The sequence below is a fragment of the Pandoraea eparura genome (assembly GCF_902459725.1).
GTDB lineage: Bacteria > Pseudomonadota > Gammaproteobacteria > Burkholderiales > Burkholderiaceae > Pandoraea > Pandoraea eparura.
Genome location: NZ_CABPSH010000010.1, coordinates 168,650 through 189,826 on the forward strand (window position 1 = coordinate 168,650; position 21,177 = coordinate 189,826).

The following is a 21,177-nucleotide window of genomic DNA, read 5'->3' on the forward strand; positions in this document are numbered from 1 at the left end:
AATGACGAATCCCTGCACGCTTTCCGTTCGTATCGAACAGTGGCCGCTGGCCGCCCCCTTTCACATCTCGGGTCACACGGTCGACGCGGCCCGCGTCTTGGTCGTATCGTTGATATCCGGTCAGTACGAAGGTCGGGGCGAGGCCGCCGGCGTCTACTACCGAGGAGAAACCACGGACACAATGGTCGAGCAGCTTGCCGCCGTCCGCCCTGAAATCGAGCGCGGCATCTCCCGGGAGGCGCTGATCGCACTGATGCCCGCCGGCGGTGCAAGAAATGCCATCGATGCGGCGCTATGGTCCTTGGCCGCGCAGCGTTGTGGCTCGACGGTCGCGCAATTGGCCGGACGCGCGCGCCTGCGCCCGCTACGCACATCATTTACCGTCGGTGTCGATGCCGCTGGCGCGATGGCCGAGGCGGCTCGCAGTTACGAAGGCGCCCCTGCATTGAAGATCAAGCTGGACGGTAGCGTACTCGATGCCGACCGACTCGTCGCAATTCGAGCGGCTTGCCCCGGTGTCGCGCTTTCTGTGGATGCCAATCAGGGATGGACGCCCGAACATATGATGCAAATGCTGCCGGTCATGCAGCGCGTTGGCGTCGATCTGCTCGAACAACCCTTACCGGTCGGCGAGGATGAATGCCTGGAATCGATGCAATACCCGATTCGCATGGCCGCAGATGAATCGTTTCAGGATCTGGAAGATCTCGCCGCTGTCGCGCGCAGGTACGACGTCGTCAACGTCAAGCTCGACAAATGCGGCGGGCTCACGCGTGCGCTCTCCCTGGTTGCGCCAATTCGAAACCTCGGGCTTTCGGTCATGGTCGGGTGCATGCCATGCACTTCGCTCGGTGTGGCCCCGGCATACCTTCTGGGACAGTTGTGCGACCGGGTCGACCTCGACGGGCCCTGCTTTCTGGCAGAGGATCGCATGCCCTCGTTCAGATACCGGAATGGATACCTATTCGGCCCCGACAGACCCTGGGGCCTGGATGATGCTTCGCATGCGGCACATTGATTCAGGAGGATATGCCGTGTCGGCACAGGAGCGATTTGATGGTAAAGCGCTGACAGCGCTGTTTGATCCTTTCAATCGAAGTGATGCGCCAGGCGTAGTCGTCGGTGCCGCCATTCACGGGGAGGTCGTGTTACGCCGAGCCTTCGGTATGGCGAGCGTTGGACTGGGGCTTGGACTGGATGTTCGGACCCGACTGCGTATCGGATCAACGAGCAAGCACATGACTTGCCTCGCCGCATTGCTGCTTCAGGAAGAGAACGCGCTGGATATCGATGCGCCGATCCGCCGATACCTGCCGGAACTGACAGGAATCGCAGGTGACGCGACACTGCGCTCGCTCATGTTTCACACCAGCGGACAGCGCTGCGCGCTCGACATCTCTCTCCTCACCCACGGATTGACCGCGCCGCAGGCCGGCTACCTGCTCGATATTCAGCGTCGACAAACAAGCCTCAACTTTCCGGCCGGCGAGCGGATGATGTACTGCAACGGCGGATATCACCTGGTTTCGCTGGCCATCGAACGTGTCAGCGCGCAATCGTTCGCGGCGTTCCTCGCTTCCGAAATCTTCGAGCCATTGGGCATGAACGATACGTACTGCTCGCCCGACGATTTTCAGATTCGAAGCCATATCGCCACCAGCCATATCGAAAACGGCGAAGGATCTTACAACCAAGGAATATTCCCGTCGCGCGAGATTCTCGGGGAGGGCGGTGTTGTCTCGTGTGTGGACGACATGCTCAAGTGGTGCACGCATTTGCGCGGGGAAAAATCGGTCGGCAATCGCGATACGTGGGAATTGTTGTTCTCATCGCCGGTGTTCGCCAGCGGTCTGCGCAGCGATTACATGATGGGTTTAAAGCGCACGCAGTATCGCGGGTGCGAGTTGATCCACCATGCCGGTGGTGTCGTCGGCGGGTCGTGCCAAATGCTGTGTGTCCCCGAGCACGGCATCGATGTCGTATTGCTCAGTAACGGGGCAATTGCGGTGCCAACCGTGCTTTCGTTTCGTATGCTGGACGTCCTGCTGGCTGACCCAATGAGGGCGCACCCGGTTCCGACACCCGCCAGGATGCCCGCCTCATTCGGACGAGTCGGCACCTATCGCGAAGTGAACGCAGACACTGTGTACGACATCGCCGAGGGCGGCGGAGACATCCTGCTGACCGGTCCGCTTGGACCGAGCGCCCCATGGTTGTACAAGCTCGATTCCCCCGAAGGCGGTACGCTCGGATTGACATCGGAGTCCACGGGCGACGGCACATTCCTATTGCAGTGGGGAACCGCCATCGAGCCGGACGATGCAGAGCATTTGCGCATCGCGCATTGCGGTCACACGACAACCTATCGCCGCGTCGAGATGCCTGCGGCGCTCAGCATCGAAGACATCAATGCCTTAAGTGGCCGCTATGTCAGCGAAGAGGCAGACGCTCGCGCTACGCTACGCCCGAAGGAACGGGGCCACGAGGCATGTAGCGACGTGTGCGCGGTCATGTCGCTCGAGATCGCGGGGAGGGCGGGCGAATGCCACTATGACGTCTTTCCGGTCGATGTCGATCTTTTTCGCTTCGCACCGAGCGAGCCAAACGCCGTCACGGCCGGAACGCTTTCCATCGTCAGGCGCCCAGACACTGGGGATGTGGAGGGATTTTCGGTCAATACCCCCCGGACGAGAAACCTTCGATTCGCAAAGTTCCGAGCCTAAGCGTCGGCGACGGCCAGACGCATGGAAGGGCAGGGTGGGAACGGAAGTTTCCACCCCTCGTTCAAGTTATCCGATACGCGAGAACGCTAGCGCCCGCGTGCGGGACGTGTAAAGGGAAAAGCGTGTCGCCTTGTCTCCATGACGCTCAACAAGTGCCGTGCCAGTAGACAATGCCGAGGCATCGGCAGGCGCGAAGGTCCAAACATCACGGGTAAGCGCGCTCAGGTGATAACGTGCACCTCCCGTAGCACCACGAATGGACAGCGTCAGATGCCCGTCCTCAAGCGAGATGCTGGCGTGTGCTTCGGCATCGTGACAGAAGTATTGACCACAGATCTCGTCCGTCCCTAACGCCTCGGTCGGTGGGGTACCTTTATATCGGCCCAGAGTGACGACGTGTCCGCTTTCGATGAAATCGATGGCGGGAACGTCGCCTGCTGTCGTAAGTGCATGCGGTACGACGCGCGTCTGTGCGCCCGCACCGTCGTCGATACGAAATCCGTGCTCAGCCGAGATAAGCGGCAGGGGATGGTGTGGCTGGTTATGCGTCACTGCGTGCAATCGCGCGTCCCGCTCAACGATCTCCACAAACTGAAGCGGAGCAACGGAAAGATATTTTCCGAGCAAACCGGCATTTTCCGAAGTCGGTGCGGGGGCTTGTCGCGGTGGACCGAGCACGTCGTCGCCAAGGACAATATCGACAATTTCGGTTGCCAACGCAACGGGGTCGACAGGTGCGCCGTTGCTCATCAGGACGATATCCAGGGCGTGCGAGGGAACCGTCAACATCTGGCTCGTTCCACCGAAAACCCCGCCTGCGTGATGAATGGTTTCGACGTTACGGTACCGTGTGCGCATCAACCCCAACGCGTAGATGCCGAATTCCCCGCTGGAATATTGCGGCATCGTCAGCATCTCACGCCATGTTTCCGGACGTCCAAGTCTGACGGGATCTCGAAGATGCCTGGCCCACTTCAACATATCGTCGATCGTGGAGACGATACCGCCTTCACCCAACACGTCGACACTCGGAAACAATCCGCGCAAATACCCGCCAGCGCCGTCGGGAACATGCTGTGTGGCCATGCGTGGCCGGATTCGCAAGTCGTCACTGACCGATTCCGTGTCATGCATGCCCATGACGCGGAAGATCCGCTGGTCAAGAAACTGTTCGAACGGCATGCCACTGACGCGCCCGATGATCTGCGACAGAAGGTGGTATCCCCCGTTGCAATAAATCATGCGCTCCCCTGGGGGAAAATTAACATCTCGCTGACGCAGCTCAACCGCCAGCGGCGTGCCGGGCCCGATCGTGGACACGCCTTGCGTAATCACAGACAGATCCAGATAGCAGCGATAGCCACTGGTATGCGTCATCAGCTGACGCAACGTGGGTTCACCCGCCAACTCCGGCAGTTCCGGCATATACGTGCGAACACTCGCATCGATATCGAGCTTGCCGTCCTCCGCAAGCAGCAGGGCGGCAAGGCAAGCGAAATGCTTGCTGGTCGAACCAATTCGCATCCGCGTCGCCGGCGTGTTGGCCACACCATGTTCGAGGCTCGTCATGCCGAACCCCTTGCGGTACAGTGCCCGTCCTTCACGGGCGACCCCGACCACGAGTCCCGGCGCATCGCTCCGATTGAACCGCGCCAGATGGGCGTCAAGGCGAGCATGCAAGTCGTTGTGCTGCAAAGTCATTTGAAGTTCTCCGATATTCGGTAACGTGGGTCAGAATGGAACCGTGAGCACAGCGCCGATCGTGCGCGGCTGTTCCACGCTGACAAGTGCCGGTCCGCCAAGCGGCATCAGCGACGTCCCCGCAGCAAGAAGGGCGCGGCGGTCGAACAGGTTGCGAACATAGAAATTCAGGCTTGCCTTGCCGAAGTCGATACCCGCCTGGAGGTCTGTAACGGAATAGCCAGGCAGGGGATAATCCGGTCGCCCGTTGCTGGTGCCGAACCCCGCATGGCGACGGCCGATGAATCGTTGCGCAACCCCCACGTATGAGGCATACGAGCCGAGCGAGAAGTGGTAAGTCCCCGTTAGCGTGGCCGAGAACTTCGCAGAATTCGGCAGTGGGTCACCCGATTGCGTCCCAGTGGTGGCATTTCCCTGCGTCAACTTGGCGTTGATGTAGGAAAACCCGAGGCCAAAATCCCAATGCCGATCGGGGCGGAAGCTACTTGCCAACTCGAACCCTTTGACGCGAGCGTCACCCGCGTTAAGCACCTGATTGACACCTTCCAATGCGCCGAACTGCTGGATGTTTTTCCACTCGATGTCGTAGGCGGTTGCCGACAACGAAAGACGTTTCTCGAACAAGTCCGCCTTGTAGCCGGCTTCGTATGTCCAAAGCGTATCGGGTTGAAACGTTGCATTGCCAATGCCAGGGCGTCCGGTGATGGGGCTGATGAGCAGGGCGTTCGGCCCGCCCGGTCGATAGCCGCTGGCGGCGCGGACATAGACGTTGCTGTTATGCGTCAATCCATAGCTTGCCGTCAGCATGTAGGTCTTGCTGGTATCGGCCGACGGTGCCGAAATCGACTGAGGCGGTCCTCCCAGAAGGCCCGATGTGCTCTGGTTGTACGTCTGTTGGTTGTGGGCGATGCGAATGCCACCCGTGAGCGCCAGACGCTGTGTCACGTGGTAGGTCAGATCTCCATATGCCGCGTATTCGGTGTAGGTGCTGGGCGCCGTCAGTGCAGACAGTGAAGGCGTGGCCCCGTTGGGAAGAGCGCCGACGATGCCCTGATCCGCCTCACTGCGTTCTCGGGTGAAGAAAAGCCCGCCGAGCCATTCAAGACGGCGGTTCGCGGGTGACGTCAGGCGAAATTCCTGAGTTACCTTATTCGTTGTCGCCAGATTCATGGCGACAACCGAGTTCAAATTGAGCCCTTGCGCGGCCAGTGCCGGCACGTAGACCACCGATAGATCCTGCGGCTGGTCCGTTCTCACTGATTGATACGACGTTATGGAGTTGAAGCGAGACCATCCGAAGTCGTACTCCACGCCTAGCGAGTAGAGTTCAACGTTTTGATGGAACGGTTCCGGCGCATAAACACGCGTCGTCAGATCGCCATCGACGGGTTGGCCGCTCTTGTCGTAGGCGACGTAATTCGGTGCGTTTCGATTGATGTTTTGCGTGATCGCGCTCAGACGCACGGTGAACTGACTCGTCGGCGTCAAGAGCAACGACGCGCGCGCGCCGTAAGTGTCACCCCTGTCGATTCGACTGCCAGTCTGCGGTCCGACGGCATCGATATAACCTGCGTCGTGCTGGCTGAAAGCCGAAATACGCACGGCAGCCACATCGTTCTTGATCGGAATATTCAGAACCGCGTTGGCGGTGTTGCCAATGCCGCCATGCTTGGTTGTCGACATTCCCGCGCTCGCCTGGCCGGAGAATTCCTCGGTATCCGGTTCGTTCGTGACGTACTTCAGCAACCCGCCCATCGCCCCTGCGCCGTATAGCGTGCCCTGCGGCCCGCGCAGCACTTCGATGTGATTCAGATCGAGCAGGCTCATGTCCAGCGCGAACGTTGCGCCCTGCGAGAATACCGTGCTTCCCCCGAAGGCGACGTCATCGACATAGACACCCACGGTCGGACCGGTTTGGTCCCCGGTCGTCACGCCGCGCATGCTGATCTGTCCGGCACCGCTTCCGCCTTGGGTATTGAGATCCACCCCGGGTTCCGACGAAAGCACATCGGACATTGTTTTCGCACCGCGCTTTTGCAACTCGTCAGCCGAAATGACATTGATCTGCATAGGCACTTCGCGCGCGGGTTCACGACGACGCGTTGCGGTAACGACAACCGTGTTGAGTGTCGCGCCGTCTTTGCCTGACGCCGGGGTCATGGTTTGCGCTGCGGCGCTCGTTCGGGCATCCGTGTCAGCCGATGGTTTGGCGCGCTCGGCGTCGGCGCTCACCGCCGAAGCCGCACTGGGCGGTGTCACCGTTTGCGCATGCCCATAGGCTGACGCCAGCCCCAGCAGCGAACCCACCAACCAGGTTCCACCGCTCGGCCGAAGCCTGAATCGGCGCAAAGTGACCGCGGTATGCCTACGATGCTGTTTGATTACCACTGTCGTCTCCTCCGAGATTTCCGCACTTCAGCCATTTAAATCGCCTTCGCGGTATGGATCGTTTAGCGCTGTGTGTCGGCGCTGATTCGAGTCTTAGCTCTGGCTTCAACGGTATTTGTGCGATATTTCTGGTTCATGTGGTCTTTGTATCGCGTGTGAAACATTGGTCCACGCGCCGTGGCTTCCCATTCCTGCGCAAGTCAAGTGAGCGGTGAGCGCTCCCGGATGTTTCCGTCCTGAAACAATCTGTTGACGAAGCGGCTACATAGGCGCGGGATAATAGCGACCATGTTCGCGTTTTCTTTCACGGCGCCAGCCGCAACCATCATGCAAAAGCCATCGTTCGATTCTGCGTTCTATCGGCTACTGTTTGTCATGCTCGTCATGGTGGCACTGACACAGGCCGGGACCGCGATCCTGATGTACACGGTGTATTCCGCGGCGGCCTTCAAGGCGCCCCCTGGCATGTCGACCGGGCTGCAGTTGAGTATTGCCGCTGCCGTGCAGATTGTGCCGCTGCTCTTCTCGTCCTGGATCGGTGCGCGAATGCTGTCGATACCGTTCAAGTCGCTGGCCGCGGGGGCTGCAGCGTTGTCTCGCAACATGGACGCGCCGCCGATCCCGGAAGCGGGCCCGATAGAGGCGCGGCAAGCGGCTCGGGTTTTCAACTCGATGCAGGCGGCCATACGTCGCCAGGTGAATGATCGCAATCGCTTCCTTGCCGCCGTCTCGCATGACTTGCGCACGCCGCTCACGCGAATGCGTCTACGGTTACGGACGCTCGAAACCTCGGAATTCAGTGATCGATTGGTCGCCGATATCGACGAAATGACGCAGTTACTCGACGCAACACTTTCATTTCTGCGCAATGAGGCCGTGACCGAGGAATGCAGCCCGATCGACATCGACGCGCTCATGGACGCCATTGCGGAAGACGCGCTCGAGCGTGGACAGACGGTCTCCGTTCACGGGGCAATCGCGCCGTTGCTTGCGCAGCCGTTGGCGTTGAAACGTTGCTTGACCAATCTGGTCGCCAATGCGATTCGCTATGGAAGCGAAGCGCATATTCAATTGGTCGATGGTGAAGAGCAAGTGCAGATCAATATCGTCGATCGCGGGCCCGGCATTCCGGAGCGAGATCTCGAACGGGTACTGGAGCCGTTCTTTCGACTCGAACAATCCCGTAACCGGGAAACCGGTGGTACCGGACTCGGGCTGGCTATTGCGAACGATGTCGTCAAGCGACACGGCGGCACATTGACACTGCTCAATGGCAGTGACGTTGGACTGATTGCGCGCGTCGTGTTGCCAAGGCGATAGCCGCCAGCGCTTCGGAGACGACGTACCCGCTTCTGTGTCAATGTGGATACACATTGCTCACAATCTGGCAACGAGGTCCAAATACAGTGTGAAAAACATGCTTCTTCACACATCTGGACTCACCATGAAGATCTTCGCGGCACAACTCGCTACAGAAACCAACACCTTCGCGCCATGCCCCACGGGGTGGGGCGGATTTCAGGAAAATGGGATTTTCCGGGGCGACGCGAGCATTCGCGCGCCGGAAAGCGTGGGCTATCTGATGGCGGAACTTCGTCGACTCGCCCGGTCGGACGGGAACGAAATCGCCGAAGGTCTCAGCGCCGAGGCGCAGCCGTCGGGGCCCGTCATTCGAGAGGTCTATGAAACACTGCGTGACGAGATCATCGCGGGTGTGCGCGCAGCGCTGCCGCTCGACGCCGTCGTTCTCATGCTCCACGGCGCCATGGTGGCGCAGAATTATGACGACTGCGAGGGCGACCTCCTCGCCTGCATTCGTGAAGTTGTCGGCCCCGAGGTGCCGATTGCCGCGACGCTCGATCCGCATTGCCATTTCACCGAGCTGATGCACTCTGCGGCCAACATCCTTATCGCCTATAAAGAGTATCCGCATACCGATGCGATCGAACGGTTGCGTGAGGTTTATCGACTGGTCACACAAGCCGCCGAGGGGAAGGTCGCCCCGGTCACCGCCGTGCATGATTGCCGCATGGTGGGCGCGTGGCATACCACATCGGAACCCATGGCCGGCTTTGTACGACGAATGCAGTCGTTCGAGGGGCGGGACGGCATTCTATCCGTATCGCTGGGCCACGGATTCCCCTGGGGCGATGTTCCAGAGGCCGGTGCGAAGCTTTGGGTGATTGCGGACGGTGACCCGGCGCGTGCCGGCACATTGGCAAATCAACTCGGCAATGAATTCTGGGAGATGCGACAAGCGGTTCGGCCCAAATGGTATGACATGGATCACGGGCTCGACGCCGCCTTGGCGGTGGGCGTCGGTCCGGTTGTCTTGGCCGATGTTGCCGACAACCCCGGCGGTGGTGCGCCTGGGGATAGTACCTTCATCCTTCGGCGCGTCATCGAGCGATGCATCCCTGATGTTGCCGTGGGTTGCTTATGGGATTTGGGGGCCATCCAAATCTGCGCGGATGCCGGCGTCGGCGCCACGCTCGATCTTCGCATCGGCGGGAAATGCGGCGTCGCCTCAGGCGACCCCATTGATCTGCGTGTCACCGTTCGAGCCGTGCACGATACGCATTCGCAGAGCCTCGGCGGCATGTCGATTCCACTGGGCCGCTCGGTCTGGGTTGAAGGGCCAAACGGATTGGACATCGTGCTCGTTTCCGTACGAACGCAAGTCATTGGCGTGGATGCATTTACCGGCATAGGCGTCGCGATGGACGCGAAGCGTCTCGTGATCGTGAAATCGACGCAGCATTTCCATGCCGAGTTTGCCCCCCGGGCGAAGGCGGTTCTTCACGTCGCAGCGCCTGGCGCACTGACCCCCGATTTCGCAAAACTCCCTTATCGACGCCGAAGCCTCAAATACTGGCCCCGCGTCGAAAATCCGTTCGGGTGATCGGTGGCGCCCCGGCGCCTCGGCTTGATCCAATCCAGCACGCGTAGGCTGATCCGATATTTTGCCGGGAATCGCCAAAACTCCGGCAAAATTTGCCCTTCTCTGCGAAGGGCTTTTTTTCGTCTGATGTGCCGCCGCGCAGCGGCACATCTCGAGTGGGGCAGCGAAGCGATACCGAGTCAGAAACGGTCGGCACGAAATGGCGCGGGGTCGACCAACGTCCGCGCGCCGGTGAGCATCTCGGCAATCAGACGCCCGGTCACGGGACCGAGCGTCAGACCGTGATGAGCGTGACCGAAAGCGAACCGAAGGTCCGATGCCCGGGGGCCGGGCCGAGGATCGGCAGCATATCGGGCGTGCAAGGTCGGCAACCCATCCATGGCTCGGATTCGACCGGCTTTCCCAGCGGGAACAACTGCTTCGCGAGCGGTTCGACGGCCGCCAGCTGAACCGGCGTCCGAGGCGAGTCGCGCAGCGCAAGTTCGACGCGCGTTGTCAGGCGAATTCCCTGATGCATCGGTGCGAGCAGAAAGCCGCGCTCGGCATCCAATACCGGTTGATTCGGTGTTGCGCCGGATTCGGGCAGGAAGTGCCGGTGATAGCCGCGCTTGACGGCCAGCGGCAGCCGGTAACCGAGAGCACGCGCAATCGTATCGAACCAAGGCCCCATTGCCACGACGGCCTGCCGACCTTCGATTTCCCCCTCGACGGTCAGTACGCGCCAATGAGGACTCAACGTGGTCGCATCGCCGCGCACGATGTGCCCACCTATCGAAGTAAAGTACTGAGCGCAGCGGGTAACCAATTCGCCGGGATCGCGAATCGAACTCGACGCCGTATGTCGAACGGCGCCGATAAGCGCTGTCGAGAGCGACAACTCATCTCTCTGAAGTTGCATCGCATCGAGTCGCTCAAACGGCACGCCGTACTCACATTGCCAGCGCTCGGCATCGAGCAGCGCTGCGTCGAACGCCCCACGCTGATGGAAGACCTTTAGCCAACCCCCTTTCGCGTAGCAGATCGTCCGCGCCCGCACGATTGATGAGTGCCTTGTGTTCGGTCAAGCAATGCTCGATCAGTGTGCTGTATTGACGGGCGATGCGGGCATGGCGTTGCGGTGCGGAGTGATGCCAATATTGTGCGAGAAATGGGGCGATGCTCGGCAGCGCCGACGGGTGATAACGCACATCCGTGGATTGATTTCGCGCGTAGTGAAGCAGCGTTCCGATGTCGCGAGGAAACGCGTACGGATATCGTCTGCTGTGTCGACACGCATGTTCCGCCCCCGATTTCGCGCTCTCGATGAGCGGGGCGAAGTTCTGAATGACCTCCTTCCCGCGTAACCGCGCACCTTGAGGAGATTTCCGGCTCAAGGTGCGCGAGCCGGAATGGACGTCAATGCAATGGCGGAACCGTTCCCACCTTCTCGGCCAGCATCCGTTCATACACGCCGAAGTGCAGGTCAACTTCGCTCTGTGTAACCACGGTCACGTGCAACGCGACGGCGTCTGGCGGCAATGCGAATACGGTGGCAAGCGCAATGCAAATTTGCGCAACCGCTTGGGTGTCGGCTTCGAGCGTCGTCCCCACGTCCACACGCAGCGTCCCGTCCCGAGCGAACACGATCTCGACAACGCGGGCTCGCGCGCTCATGTTGTTTTCGATTGCCAGGACGATGACATTGGCCATCTTTCGCATCTCTTCCGTCGGGAATCCTCGCTCGGCGCGCAAGCGCGGGCGGTGAACGCCGATCGTCAGCCAATCCCATTCAAAGTCCATTTTGCACCTCCGGAAGTGGTCAATCGTGCCGTCAACTTGAGGGGCACATTTTCGATTTCAAGACCCTTGAAATCCGGCGGAAGCGTTCTATCTTAGTGTTCCGTCAGTATCGTACTGGCGCAAGGTTTGATGACCGCGTGTCATCGTGTTTTCGTTATTAGCTTCGCTTTATTGATTGGGCGAAATTATTGGGAGAATACGACCATGAGCGAATTTGACCTGAGCACAGGGCTCTTCGGCGAGCTGGATCGCCTCCAACGAGAGATGTCCAATCTCTTTTCCGGGTTCCCGTCCAGTATTCGGTCTTCACGTCCGGGAGCTTTCCCTCCCATCAACATCGGTACCACGGATGACTCGGTGGAGATCGTGGCTTTTGCGCCCGGCATGGATGCCAAGGCGTTTGATGTCACCATCGACAAGGGGCTTCTGACCATCTCGGGTGAGCGGCGTCGCTTCAATCAGGCGGAGCGCGATGCCAAATCGTACGCACAAGAACGTTTCGTCGGCGCATTCCGTCGAGCGATTGAACTGCCGACGCACGTCGACCCGAGCAACGTCCAGGCGCGCTACGCAAACGGGTGCCTGTGTATCAGCATCGGCAAACGTGAATCTTCCAAGCCGCGAGCGATTTCTGTGCAATGAGGAGGAAGGACATCATGAACGCGAACTCGCAAGTCTCGACGACCACTCAAGGGCAAGTGGCATCACGCCAGGCGCCGCAGGAACAGCGTCACCCGGTCGTTTCTCCGACGGTCGATATTTTCGAGAACGAGCACGGCGTTACGCTTTGGGCCGACCTGCCCGGCGTGGCGAAGGATAAGCTCGACATCCGGGTGCAAGATGGAACGCTGTCGATCGAAGGCGAGGCGACGGTTCCTGCGCCTTCCAACCTGCGATTGCAACATGCCGAGTTGAAGGAGCCACGCTTTTTCCGGTCCTTCATGCTCAGTTCAGATTTCGATACTTCAAAGATTGAGGCGCAGCTCAAAGACGGTGTCCTGAAGCTCACGGTGCCGCGTCGGGAAGAAGCGCGCCCCCGGAAGGTCGAAGTCCAGGCGGTTTAGTTCTGGTGACCCGCTGCGTTTGAGGCGGGTCGATGCCCGAGGTTCGCCCCTGCGGGCACGAGTTCGCAGGGGCTCATAAGCTTCCGGAAAACAGCACGGTTCAGAAAATAAGGAGTGCGAATAATCAATTGACGGTGACGTAGAAAGATTTTCGTCTTCCATCAATCCGCGGCAACGTTGGAATGCCGACTAGCCACGATTGTCGACCCAGTCACGTGCCCACGTGGCGGCGTGTCCCAAGGCCTGCGTTTCAGTGTCGAAATAGTCGAGCGCGTAGAAATGGTAGGCAACCGGATCGGCGTCAAGGGCACCCGCTCTCACGAGCTGGAGGTTGGCAGCAAACCAGCCGTCCGGTAATTGGTGCGCGGACGGGGAGATTGAATAACCGTTGTATTGGTGGTGATGTTGGGAATTTTGCATTGGCGATTGTCGAGCCCGTGCGCGACATCCATGCCGGACAAGCAAGACAATTTGAAGGTGGGGTGAGACGGATCGTGTCGAAAAGACAATCGACGCGCACGTTGACGCGAAGCGATCGGATCGGGAGCGGATCGCTGCGCGAGGAAGCTAATAGCGCAGACCGTAGACAAACGAAGGGCCGGTAGACCGGCCCTTGAAATACGTTACAGCGGGGTGATGTCCGAGGCTTGCATGCCCTTCGGGCCACGCTTCGTCTCGTAGCTTACCCTCTGATTCTCTGCGAGCGTCTTGAAACCGTCGCCGCGAACTTCGGAGAAGTGAGCGAAGAGATCATCGCCGCCAGCGTCAGGGGTAATGAAGCCGAAACCCTTGCTATCGTTGAACCACTTAACAATACCGGTATCCATATTGAATCCTTGAAATAGAAAATACAGCTCCATTGCGGAGCGACAAAAAAACTTCAAGGAAGAGGAGAGGACAACGAGTACCGCGCAGACGAGGCGGAAAATGGTGATCAGCAATCGAGCTTCTTGAATATTTCAAGATCCAAGATACAGGGATGGATCCGGAATGTCAAAGCATATCGTTAAGTCGAACGAATGCCTTTGACGGTGATGATCGTTGATATGCGGGCGGAATCGAGATCGCCCCAGTCGTTAGCGGCAGCAGAACGCAAATCGCCAAACGGCGAGCGTTAGTCGGAACACGATATCCGCCTGCAATGACAAACGGCGCGCAGACCAACGTTAGCGCGCCGCCTGATCTTCCCGCATTACGCGTCATTCAGCCCATTCAATCCATTCAACCTTGACGCTCACGCCGAAACTGTCGGCCTTTCGCGTCGCCCCATCTCCGGCCCAGCGCCTGGCCGGACCTGCAGCATCGCGAACACGCCCACCGCGGTCGCTACCGCCGTCGCGATGAACATCGACGAGTAGCCGTACTTGGCCGACAGCATGCCGGCCAAGTACGGCGCGAGCACCGCGGCGATGTTCGCAATGAAGTGCATCAGCCCGCTGAACGTGCCCACGCGCGACGGCGCCGTGTCGATCACCACCGCCCAATACACCGAGTTCGGCAGCGCATTGAGCGCATTGCCCAGCGTCATCAGCGCGATCACTGTCCACACGCTCTGAACCTGCGAGACCATCAGGAAACACAACGTCGTGCACGTGAGCGCTGCCGCCGCGAACCAACTGCGTGCCACCACCAGCTTGCCCGTCTTGCGATACAGCCAGTCGGAAATGCGGCCCCCGAGCAACACGGTCACGCATGCGCCCGTCCACGGAATCATGCCGATGTACCAGAGCGACGACAGCGTGAAATGAAACTCGTCGGCCAGATATTTCGGTGTCCAGGTCAACAACATGAAGTTGACATAGATGAATGCGAAGTAGCCGATCGAGTTGAACACCAGCGTCCGGCTTCTGAAGAAGCTCCACCACGGCAAATCGCCGGCCGCGGCGGTGGCCGACGCGGGCTGGGCCGGACGTCCCGCCTGAATCTGTGCCAACTCGGCGGCGTTCACGCACGGATGATCCTCGGGGCGATTCGTATAGACGCGAGCAAACAGCGCGATCAGCACGAATCCCGCCACACCGAGCACGACATACATCGTCCGCCAACTATCGGTGAGCAGCAACAAACCCACTGCCACCGGGGCCGTCAACAGCGCGCCGAGCGGGGTGCTCAGCAGCCCGATCGATACCGCGAAGCCGCGCTCCGACGGCGACGCCCATGCCGACATCGTCTTGTTGATGATGGAGTAGGCCGGTCCCTCGGCAAACCCGAACAGCACGCGGATTGTCGCGAACCCGGTCAGGGCCGACCCGCCGAAGACCGCGATCCCGATGTCGCCCGCCCAGATCATGGCGATGGCAAAGACCGACCACGCAATGCCTGCCATCACCCACACCCGCTTCGCGCCCAGTCGGTCCGCCAACGCGCCGCCGAACAGTGCGCCGAACATATAGCCATAGCCGAAGTAACCGAGCACCGCCCCCCAGCCCGCACGGTCGAAACCGTATTCGGATGTGATCTGCGCCGCCGAGTACGAAATCGCACCGCGATCAATGTAGTTCACAAGGGCGATCACCACGATCAACGCGAATACCGCGAACCGGTATCGCGTTGCCCCGGCGCCCGCCTGGCCCACAGTGCTTGCTTGCATGACGTCTCCTAAGTGTTGGGTTCTCCGCGAAGTGCCCAATGCCCTTCGCAAACGATTGTCGATTATATATAATGCACAATGCATATCAACTGAAATCAAATACTGGTCCAACATGCCCAACTCGCTTCCCGTGGTTGCCGTCGCCTCGCTCGGCGGCACGATCAGCATGACCCCGTCAGACGCCGCCGGCGGCGTCGTCCCCACGCTTGACGCCGCGCAACTGGCCCGATCCGTGCCCGGCTTGGCCGACGTGGCGACAATCACGACGGCATCGCTTCGTCAATTGCCGAGCGCGTCGCTGTGCCATGACGACCTGATGGAGGCGCTCGCCTGGGCCGAGCAGCAGGTCGCGGCGGGCGCGCGCGGCGTCGTGCTCACACAGGGCACCGACACGCTCGAGGAAACGGCCTTCCTGCTGGACCTGTTCTGGACACTGCCCGAGCCGCTGATCCTCACGGGGGCGATGCGGGCGCCGCAGGCTGCGGGCGCGGACGGTCCCGCGAATCTGCTGGCGGCCGTCAGGGTGGCGGTGCATCCCGAGAGCGTCGCGCGCGGCGTGCTCGTCGTGATGAATGACACGGCGCATTACGCGCGGTGGGTCAGCAAGGGCGATTCGCTCGCGGTGCAGGCGTTTGTGTCGCGCGACGGCGGCGTCGCCGCACGTCTCGTCGAAGGCGGCCCGGTGTTCTTCCATGCACGCCAGACGCGACAGCAGCCGCTGACGCGGCCCGTGCGCGCGTGGCCGAAGGTCGCGCTGGTGACGGCCGTGCTGGGCGACGACGGTGAACTGGCGGAGATGGCGGTGAAGGGCGGGTACGAAGCCGTCGTGATCGCTGGTCAGGGCGCGGGACACGTCTCCTTTGGATTCGCGCAGCGCATCGGCGCGTTGGCCGAGCAAGTGCCGGTGGTGATCGCCAGTCGCGCGTCAGGCGGCTCGACGGCATATCAAACCTACGGGTATGTGGGCGCCGAAATCGACCTTGTCCGACGTGGCGCGCACATGGCCGGTTGGCTCTCGGCGCTCAAGGCGCGACTGCTGGTGGCGGCGCTGCTCGCGTCGGGTGTCGCGCCCGGCGCGCTTGGGAATGCGCTGGCGAATTGGAGTAGACTCACGCCTCAATAATCCGCACATGACACTCCTTTGAAAAGCACGTCATCCGCATCGGCCGGCGCATCCGGCGCATCTGGTGTATCCAGCGTAGCCACCGCATCCGGCACGTCGGGTCGTCGCCGGCTCACGGCCTACCAATATGCCATCGAGACGTTGCGTACCGAGATTCTGCAAGGCAAGTTGAAGGCGGGCGACCGGCTTCGGCAGGATGATCTCGCGCGGCGTCTGGAGATGTCGACAACGCCCGTACGCGAAGCGCTGCGCACGCTGGTGTCGGAGGGGTTGGTGTTTTTCGACGTTCACCGCGGTGCCGTGGTGCGCGGTCTCACGATCGAGGACGTCAACGAGCTGTACCATCTGCGCAAAACTCTCGAACCGATGATGGCTGAGCAAGCGATGGCCACGCTTAGGGAGGGGGACATCGCCAACGCCGAGGCGTTGCACGCCGAGATGCTGGCAACGTCGGACGTCGTCAAATGGACCGAACTGAACCAGGCGTTCCATGCGGCGCTATGGGCGTCGCAGGACAACTCCCGACTGGCGCACCTGATCAAGACCCTGCGCGATGCGTCGGGCCCCTACATTGCGTTGTCGCTCCATATGCGTCCCGTGCATGTCGACGTGAGCAATCGAGAACACCGGACGATGCTCGAGGAGTACCGCGCCCGTGACGTGGATGCGGCCCGGCGGCACACGCAAGCGCACCTCGACGCCACGCTGCGCATCATCGTCGAGGCCATCGAGCAGGCCGAGGCCGAGGCGGCCAACGAGTGACGGTCGCCGGCGGCACCTTCATGTGACGCGGGTAGGGGGGCGGTGGAGAATCACCCACTCGCTGGATCGTCGGAGGAATGGCCGACGCTTCTCGTTTCGATAACCACGCCGCGCGCACACACATATAAAAAGCGGCTCGCCTGCGCACGCCGGCGAGCCGCGAATGCCTGAACGCACGCATCGGCGTTCGGCCCACAGGACCGCATGCGTCCCATGTTCTTCCCCGGCGTCGACAATGCGCGTCGGCGCCATCGCAATGGTTGCGACCGTCGCATCCATCGCAACGGTCGTCGCATCTGGTCGCCCGCCCGTCGGCGTTGGCGACCGGATGCGATGTCATCTGCCCGCCAGCATCGAGCCGCGTTCGCGCAAGTTGACGTGCATGTCGAACGCGTGCTCCAGCGCGTGCGGCGTCTGCCCGCCGTAGCGCAGGGCGTCGCGATAGTAGTCGCGTAATACCTCGCGGTAGCTCGGGTGCGCGCAATGATCGATCACCAGGTTCACGCGCTCGCGCGGGGCGAGCGTGCGCAAATCGGCCAGGCCCTGTTCCGTCACAAGGACGTCCACGTCGTGCTCGTTGTGGTCGACGTGCGGCACCATCGGCACGATGCTCGAGATCTTGCCGTCCTTCGCAATCGACTTGGTGGCGAAGATCGCCATGCGGGCGTTGCGAGCGAAGTCGCCCGAGCCGCCGATGCCGTTCATCATGTGCGTGCCGCCGACGTGCGTGGAATTCACGTTGCCGTAAATGTCCGCTTCGAGCGCGGTGTTGAGTGCGATCAACCCCAGCCGTCGAATGACTTCAGGATGGTTGCTGACCTCCTGCGGACGCAGCACGAGCTTGTCGCGATAGCGCTCGAGATGCGTGAAAACACGATCCTGCACGGCTTGCGACACGGTGATCGACGAGCCGGACGCGAACACCATCTTGCCCGCATCCATCAGGTCGAACGTCGAGTCCTGCAGCACCTCCGAATACATCGTGAGGTTCTCGAACGGCGAGTCGATGAAGCCCGTGAGCACCGCATTGGCAATGGTGCCGATGCCCGACTGAATCGCGGGCAGCGTGCGCGGCAGGCGACCGCGCGAGACTTCATGCTGGAAGAATTCGATGAGGTGGCCGGCGATACTCTGCGTGTGCGCATCGGGCGGCAGCGCGTTGGACGCGCTGTCCGGCGTGTCGGTGATCACGATGGCGGCGATCTTCTCCGGCGCAATCTTCACTACGTTCGTGCCAACGCGATCGCGCACATCGACGATGGGCAGCGGCGCGCGGTGCGGGCGCTGGCCCGGAATCCAGATGTCGTGCATGCCTTCGAAGGCGAGTGGCTGCGCGAGGTTGATCTCGACGATCACCTTGTCCGCGAGGATCGCAAAGCTCGCCGAATTGCCGACCGACGAACTCGGCACGAGCCCGCCGTCTTCGGTGATGGCGACGGCTTCGATCACGGCCACGTCGAGCGCGCCGAACTGGCCGGTGCGCAGGAATTCGACCGTCTCCGACAAATGCTGGTCGACGAACATCACGTCGCCGCGATTGATCGCGCCGCGCAGCGTCGTGTCGACCTGGAACGGCAGGCGCTTCGCCAGCACGCCCGCTTCGGTCAGCGTCTTGTCGGAATCGTGTCCGAGCGACGCCCCCGTGATCAGCGTGATCTTCATCGGATGGGCCTTGGCCCGTTTGGCCAGCGCAATGGGCATGTCCTTGGCGTCGCCGGCGCGGGTGAATCCGCTCATGCCGACCACCATGCCGTCGCCCACCCATTTTGCCGCGTCGTCGGCACTCATCACCCGGTCGCGCAGCGACGCCAGGCGGATGCGGTCTTCAAACATCTTCAGGCTCCTCGTCTCTCTTATTCGAATCCCTCGATCTCTCGGCGCGGCAGCCAAGGGCAAGCCTGTCCACGCCTGATTCGCAGTGTATTGACCCATTGGCTACATATCCAATATATTGAACAACTTGTTTTGATACTTTTCATGTATTGATGACGGAAACCCCAGCGACACTGGGCTGACAGAGGAGCGGTCATGGAATTGCGGCATTTGCAATATTTCATTGCGGTCGCCGAAGAGCGCCATTTCACGCGAGCGGCGGCGCGTGTCGGGATTCAGCAGCCCCCCTTGAGCTTGCAGATCCGGCAACTCGAGGCGGAATTGGGCGGGCCGTTGTTCGTGCGTCTGCCGCGCGATGTGGTACTCACGGAGTTGGGAGAGGCGTTCCTGCCTGAGGCGAGGCAGGTGCTTGAGCGAGTGGCCCGCGTCAAGCGCAGAATGCAGCAGATCTCGCGCGGCGAGGCGGGGCAGATCCGCATCGGGTTTGCGGGCGCGACGTACTTCGAGCCCCGCATTCCGGCGTGGATTCGCGACTTCCGCGCACGCTATCCCGACGTGCAACTGCATCCGCAACAGAGCAACACGGCCAGTCTGGTGACGGCGCTGGTCGACGAGGCGGTCGACGTGGCGTTTGTTCGCACGCCGTTCGAGGTGCCGCCCGGAATCGTCATGGTGCCGGTCGTCGACGAGCCGATGGTGCTGGTGCTGCCGCTCGGCCACGCGATGTGCGCGCGACAGCGCGTGCCACTGGCCGCGCTAGCCCGCGACGAGTTCATCCTGCTGCCGCGCGAGATCAGTCCCGCGCTGTATGACCGCACGATTGCGGCCTGCGAGTCAGCAGGCTTTCACCCAAAGCTCGGACAGGAAGCGCCGCAGATCACCTCCATCGTGCCAATGGTGGCGGCGGGGTTCGGGGTGTCGCTGGTGCCCGCGTCCGTGAGCCAGATTCGTACCCCGGGCATGGGGTTCTGGCCGATCGAGGGCGACGTGCCGCTCGCGCCGATCAGTCTTGCCTATCGCGCAGAACATGCCTCGGCGGCGCTCGACCGTTTTATCGCCTTGTCGCCGTCAGGCGTGCCGGACAATGGCGATAGCGCACCACCGCCCGCTTGATCGTCTCATTGCACGGGGTGCCGCAATTGTCGGATCACGCCGACGACTCGCCATCGTTGGCGGCAGTACGCGGCGTCGGGGGGAGAGCGCGGCCCGCGTCGATAGGGCCGGAGACCGGGGCTTCGCCAAACACGTCGTAGCCGCGCTGGCGTGGGCTGGGCACGGCGTCGTCACGCGTAGGCAGCCAGCCGTTGACGCGCAGCTTGCCGATGAGCAGCGGGTGAATCATCAGTGAATAGAGCAGACAGGTGACGGGCAGGGAGACGGCGAGCGCCGATTCCTTCCAGATCAATGCGGGGCCGATGGCAAGGACGGTCCACGCGAGCGCATGCCACGCGAATCCATAAGCCAACAGGTAAAGGGGGCCGAGGAAGAAAGCCGCGACGCACGACAGACGCGTGATCTCGACGACATCCCCGTTCGCGGGATTGCGAAATTTGAGTGTCATGGCGAGGTCGGAGGCGGGAGGCGGAGAGCGCTACCTTAACCGAGCGCCGACCCCATTTCGTCCCCCCTTGTCGTCGCCCAGAGCGTCGCCCAGAGCGTCGACCAGAACGTCGCCCAGACGTCGCTTAGACTTCGCTCAGAACGTCGTTCATATCGTCATTCATATCGTCGTCGCGACTTGCGACATCGCCGAGTGGTCGCCGGCCGCACCAACTTCTTATGCCGGATCGGGAGAATTACCGAGAATAGCGACAGCGATTCGGGGCTAGAGTGGAGTTGCCGTGGTTCAGATGTGCCCCCGACCTCCACGGACTATCCGGCCCGCCGCCCAAGCGGGCCGCTTTTTTTTCCGACCGTTTGTCGAGATTCCTGAACATGCTAGGATTTCCTGAAAAACAGCATCGGCCGGCAGTGTCTGCACTGCCGCTTGAATGAAGGGGACATGTGATGCAATCTTTTCGCTTTTCCTGGCACTACGTCAGCCACACGCCGCCGGGCCGCCCGTTCGACTTCGAAGGCGCGGTGACGCCGCGGACCGACGAACGCTTCGATGGCGCCGTCGATGCCTACTGTGAGGGGCGCTACATCGGACGTTGCGAGTTCTCGAGTATCGACGCCCACGATGCGTCCGAGGCCGCGGCGCAGGTCCGCAAACGTATCGAGCGCCGCATTGAAGATCGCGTTGCGCATGAGAGCGAAACCTCACACTGAATTGCGAGCGCGAGGCGTGTGCGGTGCCGTGAGCAAAAAAA

At 61.2% G+C, this 21,177-nt stretch carries 18 protein-coding genes and 1 pseudogene; 10 read left to right on the forward strand and 9 right to left on the reverse strand.

Going from position 1 to position 21,177, the window contains the following annotated elements; all coding sequences use genetic code 11:
* Nucleotide 1: 1 nt before the first annotated feature.
* Nucleotides 2-1,018, forward strand: a complete 1,017-nt coding sequence (locus PEP31012_RS18630) for a dipeptide epimerase (protein ID WP_150590781.1) — start codon at nt 2-4, stop codon at nt 1,016-1,018.
* Nucleotides 954-2,723, forward strand: coding sequence for a serine hydrolase domain-containing protein (locus tag PEP31012_RS18635; protein WP_150590782.1), 1,770 nt, complete (start codon nt 954-956; stop codon nt 2,721-2,723). The genes PEP31012_RS18630 and PEP31012_RS18635 overlap by 65 nt, the downstream gene beginning before the upstream one ends.
* A 66-nt stretch (nt 2,724-2,789) precedes the next feature.
* On the opposite strand, the gene PEP31012_RS18640 is transcribed toward PEP31012_RS18635, so the two are convergent.
* On the reverse strand, nt 2,790-4,424 hold the full coding sequence (locus tag PEP31012_RS18640) for a serine hydrolase domain-containing protein (protein WP_150590783.1): 1,635 nt from the start codon (nt 4,422-4,424) through the stop codon (nt 2,790-2,792).
* A gap of 30 nt (nt 4,425-4,454) precedes the next feature.
* Complete coding sequence (locus PEP31012_RS18645; RefSeq protein WP_150590817.1) at nt 4,455-6,584, reverse strand: TonB-dependent receptor; 2,130 nt, start codon at nt 6,582-6,584, stop codon at nt 4,455-4,457.
* 516 nt (nt 6,585-7,100) lie between these two features.
* Between PEP31012_RS18645 and PEP31012_RS18650 the strand changes: the two genes are divergently transcribed.
* Nucleotides 7,101-8,132: an ATP-binding protein gene (locus PEP31012_RS18650; RefSeq protein WP_150590784.1), complete on the forward strand. Its 1,032-nt coding sequence runs from the start codon at nt 7,101-7,103 to the stop codon at nt 8,130-8,132.
* A 124-nt stretch (nt 8,133-8,256) separates the two neighbouring features.
* Complete coding sequence (locus PEP31012_RS18655) at nt 8,257-9,714, forward strand: M81 family metallopeptidase (protein ID WP_150590785.1); 1,458 nt, start codon at nt 8,257-8,259, stop codon at nt 9,712-9,714.
* Between the two features lie 179 nt (nt 9,715-9,893).
* Here PEP31012_RS18655 and PEP31012_RS18660 read toward each other — a convergent pair.
* Nucleotides 9,894-10,967, reverse strand: a pseudogene (locus tag PEP31012_RS18660) (NAD(P)/FAD-dependent oxidoreductase); the annotation flags it as partial.
* Nucleotides 10,968-11,109: 142 nt separating this feature from the next.
* Nucleotides 11,110-11,493: a hypothetical protein gene (locus PEP31012_RS18665; protein ID WP_150590786.1), complete on the reverse strand. Its 384-nt coding sequence runs from the start codon at nt 11,491-11,493 to the stop codon at nt 11,110-11,112.
* A gap of 204 nt (nt 11,494-11,697) precedes the next feature.
* On the opposite strand from PEP31012_RS18665, the gene PEP31012_RS18670 reads away from it, so the two are divergent.
* Entirely contained in the window at nt 11,698-12,135 is a 438-nt protein-coding gene (locus PEP31012_RS18670) for an Hsp20/alpha crystallin family protein (RefSeq protein WP_150590787.1), read from the forward strand.
* A 14-nt stretch (nt 12,136-12,149) separates the two neighbouring features.
* A complete protein-coding gene (locus PEP31012_RS18675; protein ID WP_150590788.1) occupies nt 12,150-12,557 on the forward strand; it encodes an Hsp20/alpha crystallin family protein in 408 nt (135 codons plus the stop codon).
* A 189-nt stretch (nt 12,558-12,746) separates the two neighbouring features.
* On the opposite strand, the gene PEP31012_RS18680 is transcribed toward PEP31012_RS18675, so the two are convergent.
* From PEP31012_RS18680 to PEP31012_RS18690, 3 genes are all read right to left on the reverse strand, one after another.
* Nucleotides 12,747-12,977, reverse strand: a complete 231-nt coding sequence (locus PEP31012_RS18680; protein ID WP_150590789.1) for a hypothetical protein — start codon at nt 12,975-12,977, stop codon at nt 12,747-12,749.
* 203 nt (nt 12,978-13,180) lie between these two features.
* Nucleotides 13,181-13,384 (reverse strand): cold-shock protein, encoded by a 204-nt coding sequence (locus PEP31012_RS18685; RefSeq protein WP_150590818.1) that lies wholly within the window; start codon nt 13,382-13,384, stop codon nt 13,181-13,183.
* Nucleotides 13,385-13,791: 407 nt separating this feature from the next.
* The gene (locus tag PEP31012_RS18690) at nt 13,792-15,147 is read right to left on the reverse strand and encodes an MFS transporter (protein ID WP_150590790.1); all 1,356 of its coding nucleotides are present in this window, start codon (nt 15,145-15,147) and stop codon (nt 13,792-13,794) included.
* Between the two features lie 112 nt (nt 15,148-15,259).
* Between PEP31012_RS18690 and PEP31012_RS18695 the strand changes: the two genes are divergently transcribed.
* Nucleotides 15,260-16,270, forward strand: coding sequence for an asparaginase (locus tag PEP31012_RS18695; protein ID WP_150590791.1), 1,011 nt, complete (start codon nt 15,260-15,262; stop codon nt 16,268-16,270).
* Between the two features lie 18 nt (nt 16,271-16,288).
* Nucleotides 16,289-17,032 carry a GntR family transcriptional regulator gene (locus PEP31012_RS18700; protein ID WP_150590792.1) on the forward strand — a complete coding sequence of 248 codons (744 nt, stop codon included), beginning with the start codon at nt 16,289-16,291 and terminating at the stop codon, nt 17,030-17,032.
* Nucleotides 17,033-17,368: 336 nt separating this feature from the next.
* On the opposite strand, the gene scpC is transcribed toward PEP31012_RS18700, so the two are convergent.
* Complete coding sequence (gene scpC / locus PEP31012_RS18705) at nt 17,369-18,865, reverse strand: succinyl-CoA:acetate CoA-transferase ScpC (protein ID WP_150590793.1); 1,497 nt, start codon at nt 18,863-18,865, stop codon at nt 17,369-17,371.
* 195 nt (nt 18,866-19,060) lie between these two features.
* Between scpC and PEP31012_RS18710 the strand changes: the two genes are divergently transcribed.
* Nucleotides 19,061-19,978, forward strand: a complete 918-nt coding sequence (locus PEP31012_RS18710) for a LysR substrate-binding domain-containing protein (RefSeq protein ID WP_150590794.1) — start codon at nt 19,061-19,063, stop codon at nt 19,976-19,978.
* A 34-nt stretch (nt 19,979-20,012) separates the two neighbouring features.
* Here the strand turns inward: PEP31012_RS18710 and PEP31012_RS18715 are convergent, their stop codons facing one another.
* Entirely contained in the window at nt 20,013-20,426 is a 414-nt protein-coding gene (locus PEP31012_RS18715) for a hypothetical protein (RefSeq protein WP_150590795.1), read from the reverse strand.
* Between the two features lie 446 nt (nt 20,427-20,872).
* Here PEP31012_RS18715 and PEP31012_RS18720 point away from each other — a divergent pair, with 446 nt between their 5' ends.
* The gene (locus PEP31012_RS18720; protein WP_150590796.1) at nt 20,873-21,136 is read left to right on the forward strand and encodes a hypothetical protein; all 264 of its coding nucleotides are present in this window, start codon (nt 20,873-20,875) and stop codon (nt 21,134-21,136) included.
* The last annotated feature ends 41 nt before the right edge of the window (nt 21,137-21,177 follow it).

Coding starts and splice junctions, on each gene's coding strand:
- PEP31012_RS18675 (WP_150590788.1), top strand. CDS start 12,150: ATGAACGCGAACTCGCAAGTCTCGACGACCACTCAAGGGCAAGTGGCA.
- PEP31012_RS18690 (WP_150590790.1), bottom strand. CDS start 15,147: ATGCAAGCAAGCACTGTGGGCCAGGCGGGCGCCGGGGCAACGCGATAC.
- PEP31012_RS18665 (WP_150590786.1), bottom strand. CDS start 11,493: ATGGACTTTGAATGGGATTGGCTGACGATCGGCGTTCACCGCCCGCGC.
- PEP31012_RS18630 (WP_150590781.1), top strand. CDS start 2: ATGACGAATCCCTGCACGCTTTCCGTTCGTATCGAACAGTGGCCGCTG.
- PEP31012_RS18650 (WP_150590784.1), top strand. CDS start 7,101: ATGTTCGCGTTTTCTTTCACGGCGCCAGCCGCAACCATCATGCAAAAG.
- PEP31012_RS18670 (WP_150590787.1), top strand. CDS start 11,698: ATGAGCGAATTTGACCTGAGCACAGGGCTCTTCGGCGAGCTGGATCGC.
- PEP31012_RS18720 (WP_150590796.1), top strand. CDS start 20,873: ATGCAATCTTTTCGCTTTTCCTGGCACTACGTCAGCCACACGCCGCCG.
- PEP31012_RS18695 (WP_150590791.1), top strand. CDS start 15,260: ATGCCCAACTCGCTTCCCGTGGTTGCCGTCGCCTCGCTCGGCGGCACG.
- PEP31012_RS18655 (WP_150590785.1), top strand. CDS start 8,257: ATGAAGATCTTCGCGGCACAACTCGCTACAGAAACCAACACCTTCGCG.
- PEP31012_RS18685 (WP_150590818.1), bottom strand. CDS start 13,384: ATGGATACCGGTATTGTTAAGTGGTTCAACGATAGCAAGGGTTTCGGC.
- PEP31012_RS18645 (WP_150590817.1), bottom strand. CDS start 6,584: ATGACCCCGGCGTCAGGCAAAGACGGCGCGACACTCAACACGGTTGTC.
- PEP31012_RS18640 (WP_150590783.1), bottom strand. CDS start 4,424: ATGACTTTGCAGCACAACGACTTGCATGCTCGCCTTGACGCCCATCTG.
- PEP31012_RS18635 (WP_150590782.1), top strand. CDS start 954: ATGGATACCTATTCGGCCCCGACAGACCCTGGGGCCTGGATGATGCTT.
- PEP31012_RS18715 (WP_150590795.1), bottom strand. CDS start 20,426: ATGACACTCAAATTTCGCAATCCCGCGAACGGGGATGTCGTCGAGATC.
- PEP31012_RS18710 (WP_150590794.1), top strand. CDS start 19,061: ATGGAATTGCGGCATTTGCAATATTTCATTGCGGTCGCCGAAGAGCGC.
- scpC (WP_150590793.1), bottom strand. CDS start 18,865: ATGTTTGAAGACCGCATCCGCCTGGCGTCGCTGCGCGACCGGGTGATG.
- PEP31012_RS18680 (WP_150590789.1), bottom strand. CDS start 12,977: ATGCAAAATTCCCAACATCACCACCAATACAACGGTTATTCAATCTCC.